14 protein-coding genes are annotated in these 14,902 nt (G+C 69.3%); 6 read left to right on the top strand and 8 right to left on the bottom strand.

What is annotated here, in order from left to right; translation table 11 throughout:
- Nucleotides 1-19: 19 nt before the first annotated feature.
- The 5 genes from E9232_RS05100 to E9232_RS05080 all read right to left on the bottom strand — a co-directional run bounded on the left by E9232_RS05100 (nucleotide 20) and on the right by E9232_RS05080 (nucleotide 5,266).
- On the bottom strand, nucleotides 20-1,354 hold the full coding sequence (locus E9232_RS05100; protein ID WP_309792521.1) for an epoxide hydrolase family protein: 1,335 nt from the start codon (nucleotides 1,352-1,354) through the stop codon (nucleotides 20-22).
- Nucleotides 1,355-1,464: 110 nt separating this feature from the next.
- Nucleotides 1,465-1,983 (bottom strand): redox-sensitive transcriptional activator SoxR, encoded by a 519-nt coding sequence (gene soxR, locus E9232_RS05095; protein ID WP_309792520.1) that lies wholly within the window; start codon nucleotides 1,981-1,983, stop codon nucleotides 1,465-1,467.
- 89 nt (nucleotides 1,984-2,072) lie between these two features.
- On the bottom strand, nucleotides 2,073-2,978 hold the full coding sequence (locus E9232_RS05090) for a DMT family transporter (RefSeq protein WP_309792519.1): 906 nt from the start codon (nucleotides 2,976-2,978) through the stop codon (nucleotides 2,073-2,075).
- A complete protein-coding gene (locus tag E9232_RS05085; protein ID WP_309792518.1) occupies nucleotides 2,978-3,754 on the bottom strand; it encodes an SDR family oxidoreductase in 777 nt (258 codons plus the stop codon). The genes E9232_RS05090 and E9232_RS05085 overlap by 1 nt, the downstream gene beginning before the upstream one ends.
- A gap of 129 nt (nucleotides 3,755-3,883) precedes the next feature.
- Nucleotides 3,884-5,266 (bottom strand): glutamine synthetase family protein, encoded by a 1,383-nt coding sequence (locus E9232_RS05080; RefSeq protein WP_309792517.1) that lies wholly within the window; start codon nucleotides 5,264-5,266, stop codon nucleotides 3,884-3,886.
- A gap of 276 nt (nucleotides 5,267-5,542) precedes the next feature.
- Here E9232_RS05080 and E9232_RS05075 point away from each other — a divergent pair, with 276 nt between their 5' ends.
- Together E9232_RS05075 and denD are read left to right on the top strand one after the other, a co-directional pair.
- A complete protein-coding gene (locus E9232_RS05075; RefSeq protein WP_309792516.1) occupies nucleotides 5,543-7,102 on the top strand; it encodes an amino acid permease in 1,560 nt (519 codons plus the stop codon).
- A gap of 137 nt (nucleotides 7,103-7,239) precedes the next feature.
- On the top strand, nucleotides 7,240-8,238 hold the full coding sequence (gene denD / locus E9232_RS05070; protein ID WP_309792515.1) for a D-erythronate dehydrogenase: 999 nt from the start codon (nucleotides 7,240-7,242) through the stop codon (nucleotides 8,236-8,238).
- 103 nt (nucleotides 8,239-8,341) lie between these two features.
- Here the strand turns inward: denD and E9232_RS05065 are convergent, their stop codons facing one another.
- Nucleotides 8,342-9,145: an alpha/beta hydrolase gene (locus E9232_RS05065; protein WP_309792514.1), complete on the bottom strand. Its 804-nt coding sequence runs from the start codon at nucleotides 9,143-9,145 to the stop codon at nucleotides 8,342-8,344.
- A gap of 284 nt (nucleotides 9,146-9,429) precedes the next feature.
- On the opposite strand from E9232_RS05065, the gene E9232_RS05060 reads away from it, so the two are divergent.
- The 3 genes from E9232_RS05060 to E9232_RS05050 all read left to right on the top strand — a co-directional run bounded on the left by E9232_RS05060 (nucleotide 9,430) and on the right by E9232_RS05050 (nucleotide 11,398).
- Nucleotides 9,430-10,488 carry an ABC transporter ATP-binding protein gene (locus E9232_RS05060; RefSeq protein WP_309792513.1) on the top strand — a complete coding sequence of 353 codons (1,059 nt, stop codon included), beginning with the start codon at nucleotides 9,430-9,432 and terminating at the stop codon, nucleotides 10,486-10,488.
- Between the two features lie 86 nt (nucleotides 10,489-10,574).
- Complete coding sequence (locus E9232_RS05055) at nucleotides 10,575-11,153, top strand: TetR/AcrR family transcriptional regulator (protein ID WP_309792512.1); 579 nt, start codon at nucleotides 10,575-10,577, stop codon at nucleotides 11,151-11,153.
- A gap of 68 nt (nucleotides 11,154-11,221) precedes the next feature.
- Entirely contained in the window at nucleotides 11,222-11,398 is a 177-nt protein-coding gene (locus E9232_RS05050) for a hypothetical protein (protein ID WP_309792511.1), read from the top strand.
- A gap of 25 nt (nucleotides 11,399-11,423) precedes the next feature.
- Here E9232_RS05050 and E9232_RS05045 read toward each other — a convergent pair whose 3' ends face one another.
- On the bottom strand, nucleotides 11,424-12,194 hold the full coding sequence (locus E9232_RS05045; RefSeq protein WP_309792508.1) for a DsbA family protein: 771 nt from the start codon (nucleotides 12,192-12,194) through the stop codon (nucleotides 11,424-11,426).
- A 116-nt stretch (nucleotides 12,195-12,310) separates the two neighbouring features.
- On the bottom strand, nucleotides 12,311-13,648 hold the full coding sequence (locus tag E9232_RS05040; protein WP_309792507.1) for a M48 family metalloprotease: 1,338 nt from the start codon (nucleotides 13,646-13,648) through the stop codon (nucleotides 12,311-12,313).
- A gap of 111 nt (nucleotides 13,649-13,759) precedes the next feature.
- Here E9232_RS05040 and E9232_RS05035 point away from each other — a divergent pair, with 111 nt between their 5' ends.
- Nucleotides 13,760-14,902: a pyridoxal phosphate-dependent aminotransferase gene (locus E9232_RS05035; protein ID WP_309792506.1), complete on the top strand. Its 1,143-nt coding sequence runs from the start codon at nucleotides 13,760-13,762 to the stop codon at nucleotides 14,900-14,902.

Genomic DNA, 14,902 nt, shown 5'->3' with positions numbered 1-14,902 from the left:
CCGACCGCTTCATGGCAGATCAGCTGCGCAAGGGCCGGAAAGCGGCCCGGATCTCGGCGGAGAACAGCTCCGGCTCCTCCCACGCGGCGAAGTGGCCGCCCTTGTCGACCTCGTGGAAGTAGCTCAGGTTTCGGTACGCGCGCCGGGCCCATGTCTCCGGGGCCTGGTAGGTCTCGCCCGGGAACACCGTGATCGCCACCGGCAGCGCGATCTCGGCGGTCTGCTCCGCGGCCGCGGAGACGACGCTGCGGCCGCCGACCTCCCAGTACAGCCGCGCCGCGGAGACCGCGGTGTTGGTCAGCCAGTACAGGGTGATGTCGTCCAGCACCTCGTCCGGAGACTTCTCGGGATCGCTGTTGCCGTAGGTCCAGTTCGAGAAGCCGGGATGGCCGAGCAGGAACGCCGCCAGGCCGGCCGGGGAATCCGTCAGGCCGTAGCCGATCGTCTGCGGCCGGGTGCCCATCATCGTGGCATAGGACCGGTTCCCCTGCTTGGCGGCCGTGCTGAGCGTGTCGAACGCCGCGCGCTCCTTGTCGGAGAGGCCGGCGGGCGCGGGGCCGCCATCGGCCAGCGCCTTGATGATCTCCGGCGGCACCGTCGCCGGCAGGTTGATGTGGATGCCCAGCAGGCCTGCCGGCGCCAGGCGCGCCATCGCGCTGGAGACCGGGGAGCCCCAGTCGCCGCCCTGGGCGACGTAGCGGGTATAGCCCAGGCGCTGCATCAGCACCGCCCAGGTCTTGGCGATCCGGTCGGCATTCCAGCCTGTGTCCGCCGGCCGGCCGGAGAAGCCATAGCCCGGCATCGAGGGGATCACCACGTCGAACGCGTCCGCGGCGGCTCCGCCATGGGCGGTCGGATCGGTGAGGGGGCCGACGATCTTGAGCTGCTCGAACACCGAACCCGGCCAGCCATGGGTGATGATCACCGGCAGGGCGCCGGGATGCTTCGAGCGGACGTGGATGAAGTGAATGTCGAGGCCGTCGATCGTGATCATGAACTGGGGCAGGGCATTCAGCTGCGCTTCCGCCTTCCGCCAGTCGTAGCCGGTGCCCCAATACGCGACGAGCGGCTGGAGCTTGGCGAGCGGGATGCCCTGCGACGGATCCGTCTCCCGGTCGGGCCAGCGTGTCGCGGCGATGCGCCGGCGCAGGTCGACGACGTCGGCCTCAGGAACATCGATGCGGAACGGGCGGATGGCGTCGCCCGTGGCGGCCGGAGCCGGACCCGCGGCAGCCGTCGCCGACTGCGAGGGGAACAGACCGGCCGCGCCTGCGGTGGCGAGCCCCATCGCGGCTGTGGCCAGCAGCCTGCGCCGGTCCTGGTTGACGGCGTCCGTGCGTTCGGTCTCGCGCATCGACAAGTCTCCTTGCGTCAGGCTCACCGGGCTTTCTGCAGCGACGATCGGCCGGGACTATATTTTATCCAGCGGCCGGGATCTTGCTCGATATCCGTTGTGAGGCGTTGTTAGCTCTCCTCCCGGACCGGCCGTGCGTTATGCTGGTCCAGCCCGTCCTGCGACGGCTCGACCGGGTCGAGCAGCCGCGGCCCGGCGCCCTCATCGCCCAGCCGATCTTGGGGGTTGCGCAGCGGGCAGTCGCCGATCGACAGGCAGCCGCAGCCGATGCAGCTGGCCAGCTGGTCGCGCAGCCGGGTCAGCCGGTCGATGCGGTCGTCCAGGCTGGCCTTCCACCCGGCCGACAGCCGGCGCCAATCCTCCGCCGTCGGATTGCGCCCGTCCGGCAGCGTCGCCAGCGCCTCGCCGATCTCGCGCAGCGGGATGCCGGCGCGCTGCGCCACCTTGATCACGGCGATGCGGCGCAGCACGTCGCGACCATAGCGGCGGTGGTTCGCCCCGGTGCGCCAACCCGCGATCAGGCCCTCGGCCTCGTAGAAATGGATGGCGGAGACGGCGACGCCGCTGCGCCCGGCGACCTCGCCCACCGACAGGTCCCTGCGGATGGCCGGTCGATCCTGATGTGCCATGACTTATCCCCAGACCTCAATATTGGTTGAGATCCTAGCGCGCCGCCGGCGTCATCGCAAACCAGCGCGCGGGCGCGTGAAGTCGCCGGTCAGCGGGCGAAGGCGGCGAGGGCGACGCCGCCCAGAGTCAGGGCCAGGGCGCCGACCTCGCGCAGGCCGAGCGGTTCGCCCAGCAGCATGGCCGAGGCCATCACCCCGACCACCGGCGCCAGCAGCGATCCGATGGTGGCGACCGAGGCCGGCAGGCGGCGCAGCGCCGCGAACCAGGTGACATAGGCCAGTCCGAAGGCCAGCGCCCCACCATAGATCAGGGCCAGCCAGCTGCGCGTGTCCAGCCCGGCGAAATCCGGCCGTTCGAGCAGCATCCACAGGACCAGCAGCGGCAGCAGGCCCAGCCCGGTCTGCCACGCCACGAGCGCCGTCGGCGGCATTGCCACCGGCGCGCGCTTGGCCAGCACGGTGCCCAGCGCGAACAGCATCGCCGCGGCCAGGGCGAAGGCCACGCCCGGCAGCTTGGCCCAGGGGTCGGCCTCGCCGGGCGCGCCATGCGCCACCAGCAGGCCGACGCCGGCCAGCCCGAGCAGCAGGCCGAAGACCTGGGCGGCGGTCGGCCGTTCGCCCAGCAGCGGCCAGGCCAACAGCGCGGACCAGATCGGCAGGGTGTAGGCCAGGATCGTCGTCTCCGACGCCCGCAGCCACAGCAGCGACAGGGTGGTCAGCGCCATCCAGGCGCTGACGTTCAGGCCGGCGGCCAGGCACAGCCGGCCCCATTGCCCGGCCGGCGGCCGCAGGGATTCGCGGCGCGCCAGGGCGATCCCCAGCACCAGCGCGGTGCCGATCAGGCCGCTGGCGGCGCGGATCGAGAAGGGCGGCAGCGCCGTCAGCAGGTACTTCACGAAGGGCCAGTTCAGGCCCCACATCAGGCTGGTCACCAGCAGCAGGCCGAGGCCCGGCACCGAAACCCCAGGCCCGGCCTTCTGCGCCGCATCGCTCATCACACCACAACCGGAGACTGCGCCCCATCCATGGTGATGTTGACCCCGGTGATGTAGCTGGCCTTGGCCGAGGCCAGGAACAGCACGGCGTCGGCGATCTCCTCCGGCCGCGCCGCACGGCCCAGCGGGATCCGCGAGATCGCCCGCTGCCGCGCCTCGTCCAGCGAGATGCCGTGCAGCCTGGTCTCGGCCTGCAGCCCTTCGGCCACCCGCTCGGTCTCGGTCAGGCCGGGGTTCAGCCCGATCACGCGCACGCCCCGCGCCGCATAGGCGGTGGCCAGGCCCGCCGTGGCCAGCATCAGCGCCGCATTGGCGGCGCCGCCGGCGATGTGGACCGCCGACGGCACCTTGCCGCCATTGCCGATGACGTTGACGACGACACCGGCTCCCCGCGCGGCCATGCGCTTCACCACAGGGTCGATGACGTTGATGTAGGAGAAGAACTTGGCGTCCAGCGCGGCCCGCCACGCCGCCGGCGTCAGCTCCTCGGCCGGGGTCCGCTTCGCGGCGCCGGCGGAATTGACCAGCACGTCGATCGGGCCGAATTCGCGTTCAACGGTCTCGACCACCCGCAGCGCGGCGGCGTCGTCGATCAGGTCGGCGGCGATGGCGAAGATTCCGGGCAGCTCCGCCGCCGCGCGGTCGAGATTGGCTTGGGCGCGCGAGGTGATCGCGACGCGCGCGCCCTCCGCCAGGAAGGCGCGGGCACAAGCCAGGCCGATGCCCTTCGATCCGCCGGTGACCAGCACCGTCTTTCCGCTCAGGCCGAGATCCATGGGTGGTTCCTCTGTGACAGGACCCGACCCTCCACCGTCATTGCGAGGAGGCGAAGCCGACGAAGCAATCCATCGGGCCGGTGGAAGCGGCCGTGGATTGCTTCGCTACGCTCGCAATGACGGTTCGGGTCAGATGATCTCGAAGTACCGTGCCAGTTCCCAGTCGGTGATGTGTTTGCGGAATTCGCGCTCCTCCCATTCGCGGGTGGCGGCGTAGTGGTCGACCCAGTCGTCGCCGAACAGGCTGCGCGCGGTCTTCGAGGTCTTCAGCCGCTGCGACGCATCCCACAGGGTGCGCGGCAGCTCTGTCTTGCGCGGGAAGGTCTTGTCGTAGGCGTTGCCCTTCACCGGCGCCCCCGGCTCCAGCTTGTGCTCGATGCCCCACAGCCCGGCGCCCAGCGCCGCGGCCAGGATGATGTAGGGGTTGGCGTCGGCGGCGGCGATGCGGAACTCGACCCGCTGGCTCTTCGGCCCGCCCTTGATCACGCGCAGCGCGGTGGTGCGGTTCTCCACCCCCCAGGTCGAAGAGGTCGGCGCCCAATAGCCCGGGATCAGCCGGGAATAGGCGTTCACCGTCTGCGCCACCATGGCCAGGAACTCCGGCAGCAGCGCCACCTGGCCGGCCACGAAATGGCGCATCACAGCACTCATCTCATGCGGATCCTTGGGGTCGTGGAACACCGCCTTGCCCTTGGCGTCGAGCAGCGACATGTGGATGTGGCCGCTCTGCCCCGGCCAAGCGTTCGACCACTTCGACATGAAGGTGGCCATCAGGTTGTTGCGTTGGGCGATGACCTTGGTGAAGGTCTTGAAGATCGTCGCCTTGTCGGCGGCGGCCAGGCCGTCATCGACCGCGATCGCCGCCTCCAGCACGCCCGGGCCGGTCTCGGTGTGCAGCCCCTCGATCTCGCAGTCCATCGCCTGCATGGTGCCCAGCAGCTCGTGGTACAGGTCCGACCACACCGAGTTGCGCAGCACGGAATAGCCGAAGAAGCCCGGCGTCAGGCTGGTCAGGTTGCGGTAGTTCTTCTCGCGCACCGAATGCGGCGTCTCGTCGAACATGAAGAACTCGTATTCGAACGCCGCCTTCAGGCTGAAGCCCATGCCCTTGGCCTTGTCCAGCATGCGGCGCAGCACGGCGCGCGGGCACACCGCCTCGGCCTGGTCGGCCAGCTCGCACAGGAAGAAGGGCAGGTCGTTCTCGAACGGCAGCCGGCGCATCGTCTCCGGCAGGATGCGCACCGGCGCGTCGGGATAGGCGGTGTGCCAGCCGGTGTAGCGGGTGTTGTCGTAGAGCTGGTCGTTGTTGTCCCAGCCGACGATCACATCGCAGAAGGCGAAGCCCTTCTCCAGCGCCGAGAAGAACTTCTCCCGCGAGATGTACTTGCCGCGCAGGATGCCGTCGACATCGGTCAGCGCCACCTTGATATGGCTGTAGTCGCTCTCTTCCACGAGTTTGCGGGCGTCGGCGGCGGTGAACGGGGCCGCGGCCCGGGCGGTCGGTTGCGCCATGATGTGCTGAAGTCTCCCGTTTCCCTGTCGCCCCGCCGCTCGCGCCGGCCGGGTCGTTGCGGCGGTATTCTGAGCACGTCCGGCGAAGCGGCGGCAAGAGAGGCCGCGGCGGCGGCCGTCACACGACTGTCATTTCCGCAACGCTCTTGCCGAGATTGTGGTTCGGTGAGACAGTTTCTACCAGATATGGGCCGATCGATGTGGGATCGTGCCCGTTTCCGCCGCGAGAGGGGGCGGCCCAAGAAGCACATCAGAACCGACAACAGGGGGTTCATCATGTCCCACGACGGTCACCGTCAGGCCGGAGGCGCGCCGGACGTCTCCGACGACGTGAAGATTCTGCACAGCATGGGCTATGCCCAGGAATTGCTGCGGCGGATGAGCGGCTTCTCGAACTTCGCCATCTCCTTCTCGATCATCTGCATCCTGGCCGGCGGCATCACGTCGTTCCAGCTCGCCTTCAGCAGCGTCGGCGGCGCCGGCATCGGCATCGGCTGGCCGGTGGGCTGCCTGTTCGCCCTGATCGTCGCCCTGGCCATGGCGCAGATCGCCTCGGCCTACCCGACCGCCGGCGGCCTCTACCATTGGGGCTCGATCCTGGGCGGGCGGTTCTGGGGCTGGGTGACGGCCTGGTTCAACCTGCTGGGCCTGCTCTTCGTCGTGGCCTCGGTCAATGTCGGCACCTATGTGCTGTTCGTGAACGGCCTCGGCCCGATCTTCGGCATCGACCCGGCCACCCTGACGGTGACGCACCAGGTCATCGGCATCTCGCTGATCACGCTGACCCAGGCGCTGTTCAACCATCTCGGCATCCGGGCGACGACGCTGCTGACCGATTTCAGCGGCTACCTGATCTTCGCCGTCGCCATCGTGCTGACCATCGCCATGCTGGCCTACGCCCCGGGCCCGCTCGAATTCGGCCGGCTGTTCACCTTCACCAACAACACCGGCGACCTCGGCGGCGGCGTGATCCCGGAGGTGCGCAGCAGCATCTTCGTCGCCTTCCTGCTCGGCCTGCTGCTGCCGGTCTACACGGTGACCGGCTTCGATGCCTCGGCCCACACCTCGGAGGAGACGGTCGACGCCGCCCGCAACGTGCCGCGCGGCATGCTGCAGTCGGTGATCTGGTCGGGCATCTTCGGCTACGTCATGATCTGCGCCTTCGTCCTGGCCATGCCGGACCCGACGGCCGGCGCAGCGCAGGGCGGCAACGTCTTCTACTGGCTGATGGATTCGGTGATGCCCGGCTGGGCCCGGACCTTGCTGTTCATCGGCATCGTGCTGGCGAACTACCTGTGCGCCCTGGCCGGCCTGACCTCGACCTCGCGCATGACCTACGCCTTCGCCCGCGACGGCGGCCTGCCGTTCTCGAACGCGCTGCGCTCGGTCAGCCCGAAGTTCCGGACGCCGGCGGTCGCGATCTGGACCACGGCGGTGCTGTCGGTGCTGGTCACGCTTTACACCCCGGCCTTCGCCACCCTGGCGACGGCCTGCGCCGTGTTCCTCTACATCTCCTACGCCATGCCGATCTCCGCCGGCATCCTGGCCCATGGCAAGACCTGGACCACCTTCGGCCCGTTCAGCCTGGGCGCCGCGTACAAGCCGATCGCCCTCCTGGCCGTGATCGGGACCTTCGTCCTGTTCTGGATCGGCATCCAGCCGCCGAACGACAAGGTGCTGATCATCACCGTGGCGATGATCGTGGTGCTCGGCATCTTTTGGGTCGCGCTGGAAAACCGGCGCTTCCAGGGGCCGCCGGTCGGCGAGGCGGTGCGTCGCCGCCAGGCCGAGATCGCCGCCGCCGAACAGGCGCTGGGCGAGGCCGGCAAGGCCTGATCGGCCGGAACTTCGGGACAGGGGCGCTCCGCGGGGCGCCCCTTTTTCTTGCCGCCGGGTTGGGGGCGCTCTAAACCTTATAAGTCATACAATACGCTTGCCTCCACAGGAGGCAGCGGGATCAGAGGAAACGCAGGATGAAGGTCGTCATCACCGGTGGTCTCGGTTTCGTCGGGCTGAACCTGGCGCGGGCGCTGCTGAAGCGCGGCACGCTGACCGGCATCTCCGGTGGGCCGGAGCCGATCGACGCCATCACCCTGTTCGACATGGCGGCCCCCGACGAGCGGCCGGACGGGCTGGATGACCGGGTGTCGATCGTCACCGGCGACATCTCCGACCGCGCCACCGTCTTCGGCCTGGTCGACCGCGACGACGTCTCGATGTTCCACCTCGCCTCGATCCTGTCCGGCGGCGGCGAGAAGGATTTCGACCTGGCGCTGAAGGTCAATCTCGACGGCGGCCTGAACGTGTTCGAGGCGCTGCGGGCGCGCAAGGGCGGGGCGCAGCGCCTGGTCGCCGCCAGCTCGATCGCGGTGTTCGGCGGGTCGGTGATGCCGAAGACGGTGACCGATTCCACCAAGCAGACCAGCCAGACCACCTACGGCGTCACCAAGACCATCACCGAGCTGCTGATCAACGACTACAGCCGCAAGGGCTTCTTCGACGGCCGGTCGGCGCGGCTGCCGACCATCTTCGTGCGGCCGGGCAAGGCGAACTCCGCCGCCTCCAGCTTCTGCTCCGGCGTGTTCCGCGAGCCGCTGAACGGCGTGGAGTGCGTGCTGCCGGTGACCCGGGCGCAGCTGCCGATGCTGGGCTACCGCAACTGCGTCGCCAGCTTCATCGGCCTGCACGAGGCGCCGGCATCGGCGCTGGGCGATGACCGCGCCGTCAACCTCCCCAGCCGGGCCTACACGGTCGAGGACATGGTGGCCTCGGTGAAGCGGGTGGCCGAGAAGTACCAGATCAAGCTCGGGCCCATCACCACCAAGCCGGACCCGGTGATCCAGGCGATCGTCGACGGCTGGGCCACCGACGCCAGCTGGGACCGGGCCAAGGCGCTGGGCCTGCCGATCGACGAGAGCATCGACCGCGTGGTCGAGGACTACATCGAGGACTTCCTGCCCTCCAGGCACTGAAGGCTCGACCTGTCATCTGCCCCTTGCTGTCATTGCCCGGTCAAGCCGGGCAATGACAGATGGGAATGGGTTTGCGCAGGCTGGCTTATCCGCCGGAGACCTATCAGGCCGGGGTGTTCGCGGCTTCGATGATCAGGTCCGCGATCTCCTTGGCGTGCGAGACGATGCCGAGATGGCTCGAGGGCAGCTCGATGGTCTTGGCGTTCATGCGCTTGGCCATGAACCGCTCCAGGTCCGGGTTGATCGTCCGGTCCTGGGTCGAGACCTGGTAGAAGGACGGCTTCGACCGCCAGGCCGCCTGGGTGACCTTGGCGCTGAACAGGGTCTCGGAGACCCGGCCCTGGACGGCGTAGAGCGCCCTGGCCCTCGCCGGGTCGACATCGCCGGCGAAATCGCGCAGGAACGCCTCCTCGCTGAGCTGGATGTAGCCGCCGGCATGGACCAGCCCCGCGCTGGCTGGCGGGGTCGGATAGGTCTTGGCCAGCGCCGTGTAGTCCTCATTGGCGTCCGGCCCGCGGGCGGAGCAGTAGACCAGGGCCGCGACCTTGGGGTCGACGCCGGTCTGGGTGATGATCTCGCCGGCGTAGGAATGGCCCACCAGCACGGTCGGGCCGTCCTGCAGGTCCAGGGTGCGCTGGGTGAAGGCGCAATCCTCGGCCAGGGACTGCAGCGGGTTCTGCACCGCCGCCACATTCAGGCCGGCCTGCTGCAGCCGGGGGATCACGTCCAGCCAGCACGACCCGTCGGCATAGGCGCCGTGGACCAGCACCACGTTGCGGATGCGCGGGGCCGCGGCCGGGGTCGCGGCGCGGGCAGGACCTGTCATGGCGCCCGTCGCCAGCATGGCCGCGCCGCCGGCGGCGGCCAGCCCCATCAGGAATTCACGACGGTCGACTGCGTTGATCATGATTCGTCTCCGGATGATTGCAGCCCCGGCCCGGCCGGAGGCGACGCTCGGTGTTTATGTATGCGAGATGGCAGGTCGAGCGCTGCATGTGTATTCGGATGAACCGAATTACGAGTTACATGAACACGAAGTAAGATTTCTCAGGCGTCGGGGTTTTTCGGCCCGGCCGGCCGGAACTTGTAAGACCACCTAGCCGAAACCGGTTTGACCGGCCCCGGCCATCGGTTACCCTTCCGGCAACGATCGGGCGGCCGCGACACCGCCGGCATGACAGGGAGGGTGCGATGGCTTCGGTCTCGATCCGCGGTGTCACCAAGTCGTTCGGCGCGGTCCCCATCATACACGGTGTCGATATCGAGATCGGCGACCATGAATTCGTCGCCCTGGTCGGCCCGTCCGGCTGCGGCAAGTCCACCCTGCTGCGCATGATCGCCGGGCTGGAGCGGATCACCGGCGGCGAGATCGCCATCTCCGGCCGCCGCATCAACGAGGTCCCGCCGAAGGAGCGGGACATCGCCATGGTGTTCCAGAACTACGCGCTGTATCCGCATATGACGGTGCGGGACAACATGGCCTTCGCCCTGATGCTGGCCAAGACCGACAAGGCCGAGATCGACCGGCTGGTCGGCGACGCCGCCGCCATTCTCGGCCTGTCCGCGCTGCTCGACCGCTATCCGCGCCAGCTCTCGGGCGGGCAGCGCCAGCGGGTGGCGATGGGCCGGGCCATCGTGCGCGACCCGCAGGTGTTCCTGTTCGACGAGCCGCTGTCCAACCTCGACGCCAAGCTGCGGGTGCAGATGCGCACCGAGATCAAGCTGCTGCACCAGCGGCTGCAGACCACCTCGGTCTACGTCACCCACGACCAGGTCGAGGCCATGACCATGGCCGACCAGATCGTGGTGATGCGCGACGGGCGGGTGGAGCAGTCGGGACGGCCGCTGGACCTCTACGACGAGCCGGCCAATGTCTTCGTCGGCGGCTTCATCGGGTCGCCGGCCATGAACGTGATCGACGGCACGGTGGGCGAGGGCGGGGTGCAGGCGGCCGACGGCACGGTGCTGCCGCTGCCGCCCGACGCGCGGGTGACGATGGGCCAGAAGCTGCGCTACGGCGTGCGGCCGGCGCATCTGCGGGTGATGGCGGACGGCGCCGGCCTGCCGACCCTGGTCGAGGTGGTCGAGCCGACCGGCGACGACACCTTCGTCTATGGCCGCATGGCCGGGCAGGAGATCTGCGCCCTGTTCAACCAGCGCCAATCCTTCGGGCCGGGCGACACCATCCGTCTGCAGCCTGACGTGACCCGGATCCACCTGTTCGACGCCGCGACCGAACGCCGCCTGTAGGGCATGGAATCGCGGCGAAGGGGCTTGACGGTCCTCCGCTGCGGCGATAAGTTAGTTAACGATCACTTACATCGTGAGTCGAGGCGATGGCCGGCAAGGGCAGGGACACACGGGCGCGGATGGAGGTGGAGGCGATCCGCCTCTTCGCCGAACGCGGCGTGGAGGGCACTTCGGTCCGCGACATCGCCGCCGCAGTCGGGGTCACCGAGGCGGCGCTGTACCGCCACCTGTCCTCGAAGGACGAATTCGTCGCCGAGCTGTTCGCGGTCCGCTACCTCGAGCTGGGGCAGAAGGTCTTCGCGGCGCAGGAGGGGCTGGCCGGCTTCGCTGCGCGGATGGGGGCGATGGTCGAGGCCTGCTGCCGGCTGCACGACCAGGACCCGTCGCTGTTCCGCTTCCTGCTGATCGTGCAGCACCGGGCGCTGCCGGCCTTCGATCCGGCCCAGCCCAATCCCGGCGACGTCATCGGCGCCGTCATCGCCGACGGCATCCGCGAGGGCGCCGTCACCATCGCCGATGCCCAGCTGGGCACCGCCATCGTCTTCGGCTGCGTGCTGCAGCCGGCGATCTTCCGCCTCTACGGCAGGCTGGAGCACGGCCTGTCGCACTACGCCCCGGCCCTCACCGCCGCGATCCTGCGGGCGCTGGGCGTCCGGTCCGCCTGACACCGCCGGGCCGTCACCGACGGCAAACTGGCACCATCCCCCAACCGTCTCAGCGAATGGAGACGTTCATGATCGACCCGATCGTGTTCCTGTTGATGATCGCCGCCATGGTCTGGCTCGGCGTCCAGGTGCTGACCCAACGCAGCGCCATCCGCGAGCTGGAATCCCGGCTCGACCACATCGACGATGCCGAGGCGGCCCTGCCGCCGGCGGGCCGTCACGCGAACCGGCGAGTCTCCGCCTGAGACCCGCCGATGCCTGTACTCCGGTTCAGCCCGCCCGGTCCTTGTCGATCTGGCTCTTCAGCGCGTCGAAGCCGACGGCGCCGGGGATGATCTGGTCGTTGATCACGAAGGCCGGCGTGCCCTGCACGCCCAGCTTCTGGGCCAGGTCCATGTTGTCGCGCAGCTCGGACACCACCGACGGGTCGTTCATGTCCCGCTTCAGCTTGTCGAGATCCAGCCCGACCTGCCCGGCGACGGTGTAGACCACCTCGTCGGTCAGCGGGCCCTTGAAGCCCATCAGCTTGGTGTGGAAGTCGAGGTACTTGTCCTGCTTCTGCGCTGCCAGCGAGGCGCGGGCCGCGGTCACCGAGGCCGGCCCGAGGATCGGGAACTCCTTCAGCACCACGCGCAGCCCGGTGTCCTGCTTCAGCAGCTTCTCCAGGTCGGGCTGGCTGCGCTTGCAGTAGCCGCAATTGTAGTCGAAGAACTCGACCAGGGTGACGTCGCCCTTGGGGTTGCCGATCACCGGCGAGGTCGGGCTGCGGAAGATCTGGTCGGCCTGGCTGGTCAGCGACGTGGCCTGGGCCTTGCGCTCATCCTCGTCCTTCTTGGCCTGATAGGCGTCCAGCGCCTCGACCACCACCTCGGGATGCGCGCGGATGTACTCGCGCACGATCTGCTCGATCGCATCCTTCTGCGCCGGGTCGATGGTCTGCTGGGCCTGCACCGCGGGCGACGCGACCGCCAGGGCGGCGACGGCGGCCAGGGCGGCGAGGCCCAGGCCGGCGAACCAGGGGCGATGGCTGGGGCGGAACATCCGTGCGTCCTTTCGGTGGGGCATGTCTCTCTACTCGCCTTTCGCGGCGACGGGATCAATGGTAACGCGGCTGGCAGCGTCGTTCAGCCGCGAATTTCCGCAATCGGTGGTCTCGGTCAGCCCGGCTTGTCCTCGGCCTCGCGCTGCAGGTCCTGGGCCCGCCGCCAGCCCGGGGATCCGCGCGGCAGCAGCTGCAGCGCCCGCGCGACCTGGGCCCGGGCGTTGGGCAGGTCGCCCCGCGCCAGGTTGTCCTCGGCCAAAGCGAGCGATGCCTTGCCCATGTCGCCGGTCTTGCCATAGGCGGTGCCGAGCAGGCGCCAGACGATCGGCAGCGTCGTCTCCGGGTCGACGCTGGCCCGCTCCAGGTCGCGGATGGCGCTGCGCAGCTCGGCATCCGAGCCGCGGTCGATCTTGGTCTGCGCCAGGGGGATCAGCAGCTGCGGCTCGCCCGGCAGCAGCGCCAGGGCACGCTCGTAATAGGGCCGGGCCTCGGCCAGCCGGCCGGTCTCGAGCAGGATCTGGCCGCGCAGCTCCAGGAAATACGGGTTGCGCGGCTCGGCCTTGATCAGCGCGTCGGTCTGGCCGAGGGCGTCGGCGAAGACGTTGCGGCGATAGGCGCCGATCGCTCGGGCATATTGCGCGGGAAGGCTGGTGTCGCTGGCGGGGTAGACGCGGCCCACCGTCTCCGGCTGGGTGAATCCGATCAGCTTGGCGCGCATCCGGGCGAACTGGTCGTCATAGCCCGGCGGCACCGGGCCGCCGCGCAGCGCCGACTTGTCGACCGCCTCCTGCACCGCCTCGATCCGGTCGGCGGTCAGCGGATGGGTGCGGCTGTAGTCGGAGCCGCGGGGATGCGCCAGCTCGGCATCCTGCATACGCTTCAGGAAGCTCAGCATGCCGTCCGCCGGGATGCCGGCCTGGGCCAGGAAGCGCAGGCCGGCCTGGTCGGCCGAGCTTTCGATCCCCCTGGTGAAGTTGACCATGTTCTGCCGGACCATGTCCTGGGCGGTGAAGGCGCCGGCCATGGCGGCGTCGCCGCGGCCGGCTGCGGCCCCGGCGGCGGCGCCCAGCAGCGAGCCGATGGTGGCGATCAGCTTGCTGCGCTCCATCATCTCCTGGCCGCGCACCAGATGGCCGCCGGCGATGTGCCCGGTCTCGTGGGCCAGCACGCCCATCAGCTCGTCGGCGTTCCGCGCCTCGATGATCAGCCCGGTGTTGACGAAGATGTTCTGGCCGCCGGCGACGAAGGCGTTCACTCCGTCGTCCTGGACCAGGAAGATGCTCACCGCCTCCGGGGTCAGCCCGGCCGCCCGGAAGATTGGCGTCAGCATCCGGTGGATGCTAGTTTCGATCTCGGCGTCGCGGACCACCGGAATGCGTTGCGCCTGGGCTGCCGCAAGGGGCCCGACGACCGCCGCCACCGCCAGCGCCAAGATTCGAATGACCCGTCCCAACGCTCCGCTCCCTCCGTGCCGGCGATCCGCGCCCCTGGATCATCACGCTAGAAACGGAATGTGTCGAGCCGGCGGCGTCATGCCCTGTTCTGTCGAAGAGACCCACCTGTCATGAAGATCTCCCGCCGCGGCCAGGTGCCGCCCTTCATCGTCATGGATGTGATGAGCGTGGCCGCAGCGCGCGAGAAGACGCATGGCGACGTGCTGCATCTCGAGGTCGGCCAGCCCAGCACCCCGGCGCCGGCCGGGGTGCTGGCGGCGGCGCAGGCGGCGCTGCGCGACGACAGGATCGGCTACACCGTGGCGCTGGGCATTCCGCCGCTGCGCCAGGCCATCGCCGGCCATTACGGCCGGGCCTACGGCACGACGGTCACGCCGGAGCAGGTGGTGGTGACCACCGGGTCCTCCGGCGCCTTCCTGCTGGCCTTCCTGGCCGCCTTCGATGTCGGCGACCGGGTGGCGCTGGCGGCGCCGGGCTATCCCGCCTACCGCAACATCCTGGGCGCGCTGGGCATCGAGGTGGTGGAGATCCCGGCCGGGCCGGAGACGCGCTACCAGCCGACTCCGGAGCTGCTGGAGCGGTTCGGCGGCAAGCTGGCCGGGCTGATCGTGGCCAGCCCGGCCAACCCGACCGGCACCATGCTGTCGCCCGAAGCGCTGGCCGAACTGACCGCCTATTGCGACGCCAACGCGATCCGGCTGGTGTCGGACGAGATCTACCACGGCATCACCTATGGAATGGGCACCAGGACGGCGCTGGAGACCAGCCGCAGCGCCATCGTCGTCAACAGCTTCTCGAAATACTATTCGATGACCGGCTGGCGGCTGGGCTGGCTGGTGCTGCCGGAAGAGCTGGTGCGGCCGGTCGAATGCCTGGCGCAGAACTTCGCCATCTCGCCGCCCACCCTGTCGCAATACGCGGCGGTGGCGGCCTTCGATTGCGGCGAGGAGCTGGATCGCAACGTCGTCCGATACAGCCGCAACCGCAGCCTGCTGCTGGAGGCGCTGCCGCGCGCCGGCTTCGACCGGCTGGCCCCGGCCGACGGCGCCTTCTACCTCTATGCCGAGATCGGCCACCTCACCAATGACAGCCTGGAGTTCTGCCGGCGCATGCTGGCCGAAACCGGGGTGGCGGCGACGCCGGGCGTCGATTTCGACCCGGTGCGCGGCCACGCGACCATGCGCTTCTCCTTCGCCGGCGCGACCGAGGAGATGGCGGAGGCGGCCGACCGGCTGCAGCGCTGGCTGCGCTGA

It is taken from the genome of Inquilinus ginsengisoli (assembly GCF_031453975.1).
Classification (GTDB): domain Bacteria; phylum Pseudomonadota; class Alphaproteobacteria; order DSM-16000; family Inquilinaceae; genus Inquilinus; species Inquilinus ginsengisoli_A.
The sequence above is the reverse complement of the archived record's forward strand: the minus strand, read 5'-3'. Positions and strand labels throughout refer to the sequence as shown.

Coding starts and splice junctions, on each gene's coding strand:
- E9232_RS05055 (WP_309792512.1), top strand. CDS start 10,575: ATGGCCGGCAAGGGCAGGGACACACGGGCGCGGATGGAGGTGGAGGCG.
- E9232_RS05080 (WP_309792517.1), bottom strand. CDS start 5,266: ATGGCGCAACCGACCGCCCGGGCCGCGGCCCCGTTCACCGCCGCCGAC.
- E9232_RS05035 (WP_309792506.1), top strand. CDS start 13,760: ATGAAGATCTCCCGCCGCGGCCAGGTGCCGCCCTTCATCGTCATGGAT.
- E9232_RS05060 (WP_309792513.1), top strand. CDS start 9,430: ATGGCTTCGGTCTCGATCCGCGGTGTCACCAAGTCGTTCGGCGCGGTC.
- E9232_RS05065 (WP_309792514.1), bottom strand. CDS start 9,145: ATGATCAACGCAGTCGACCGTCGTGAATTCCTGATGGGGCTGGCCGCC.
- denD (WP_309792515.1), top strand. CDS start 7,240: ATGAAGGTCGTCATCACCGGTGGTCTCGGTTTCGTCGGGCTGAACCTG.
- E9232_RS05100 (WP_309792521.1), bottom strand. CDS start 1,354: ATGCGCGAGACCGAACGCACGGACGCCGTCAACCAGGACCGGCGCAGG.
- E9232_RS05090 (WP_309792519.1), bottom strand. CDS start 2,978: ATGAGCGATGCGGCGCAGAAGGCCGGGCCTGGGGTTTCGGTGCCGGGC.
- E9232_RS05045 (WP_309792508.1), bottom strand. CDS start 12,194: ATGTTCCGCCCCAGCCATCGCCCCTGGTTCGCCGGCCTGGGCCTCGCC.
- E9232_RS05050 (WP_309792511.1), top strand. CDS start 11,222: ATGATCGACCCGATCGTGTTCCTGTTGATGATCGCCGCCATGGTCTGG.
- E9232_RS05075 (WP_309792516.1), top strand. CDS start 5,543: ATGTCCCACGACGGTCACCGTCAGGCCGGAGGCGCGCCGGACGTCTCC.
- soxR (WP_309792520.1), bottom strand. CDS start 1,983: ATGGCACATCAGGATCGACCGGCCATCCGCAGGGACCTGTCGGTGGGC.
- E9232_RS05085 (WP_309792518.1), bottom strand. CDS start 3,754: ATGGATCTCGGCCTGAGCGGAAAGACGGTGCTGGTCACCGGCGGATCG.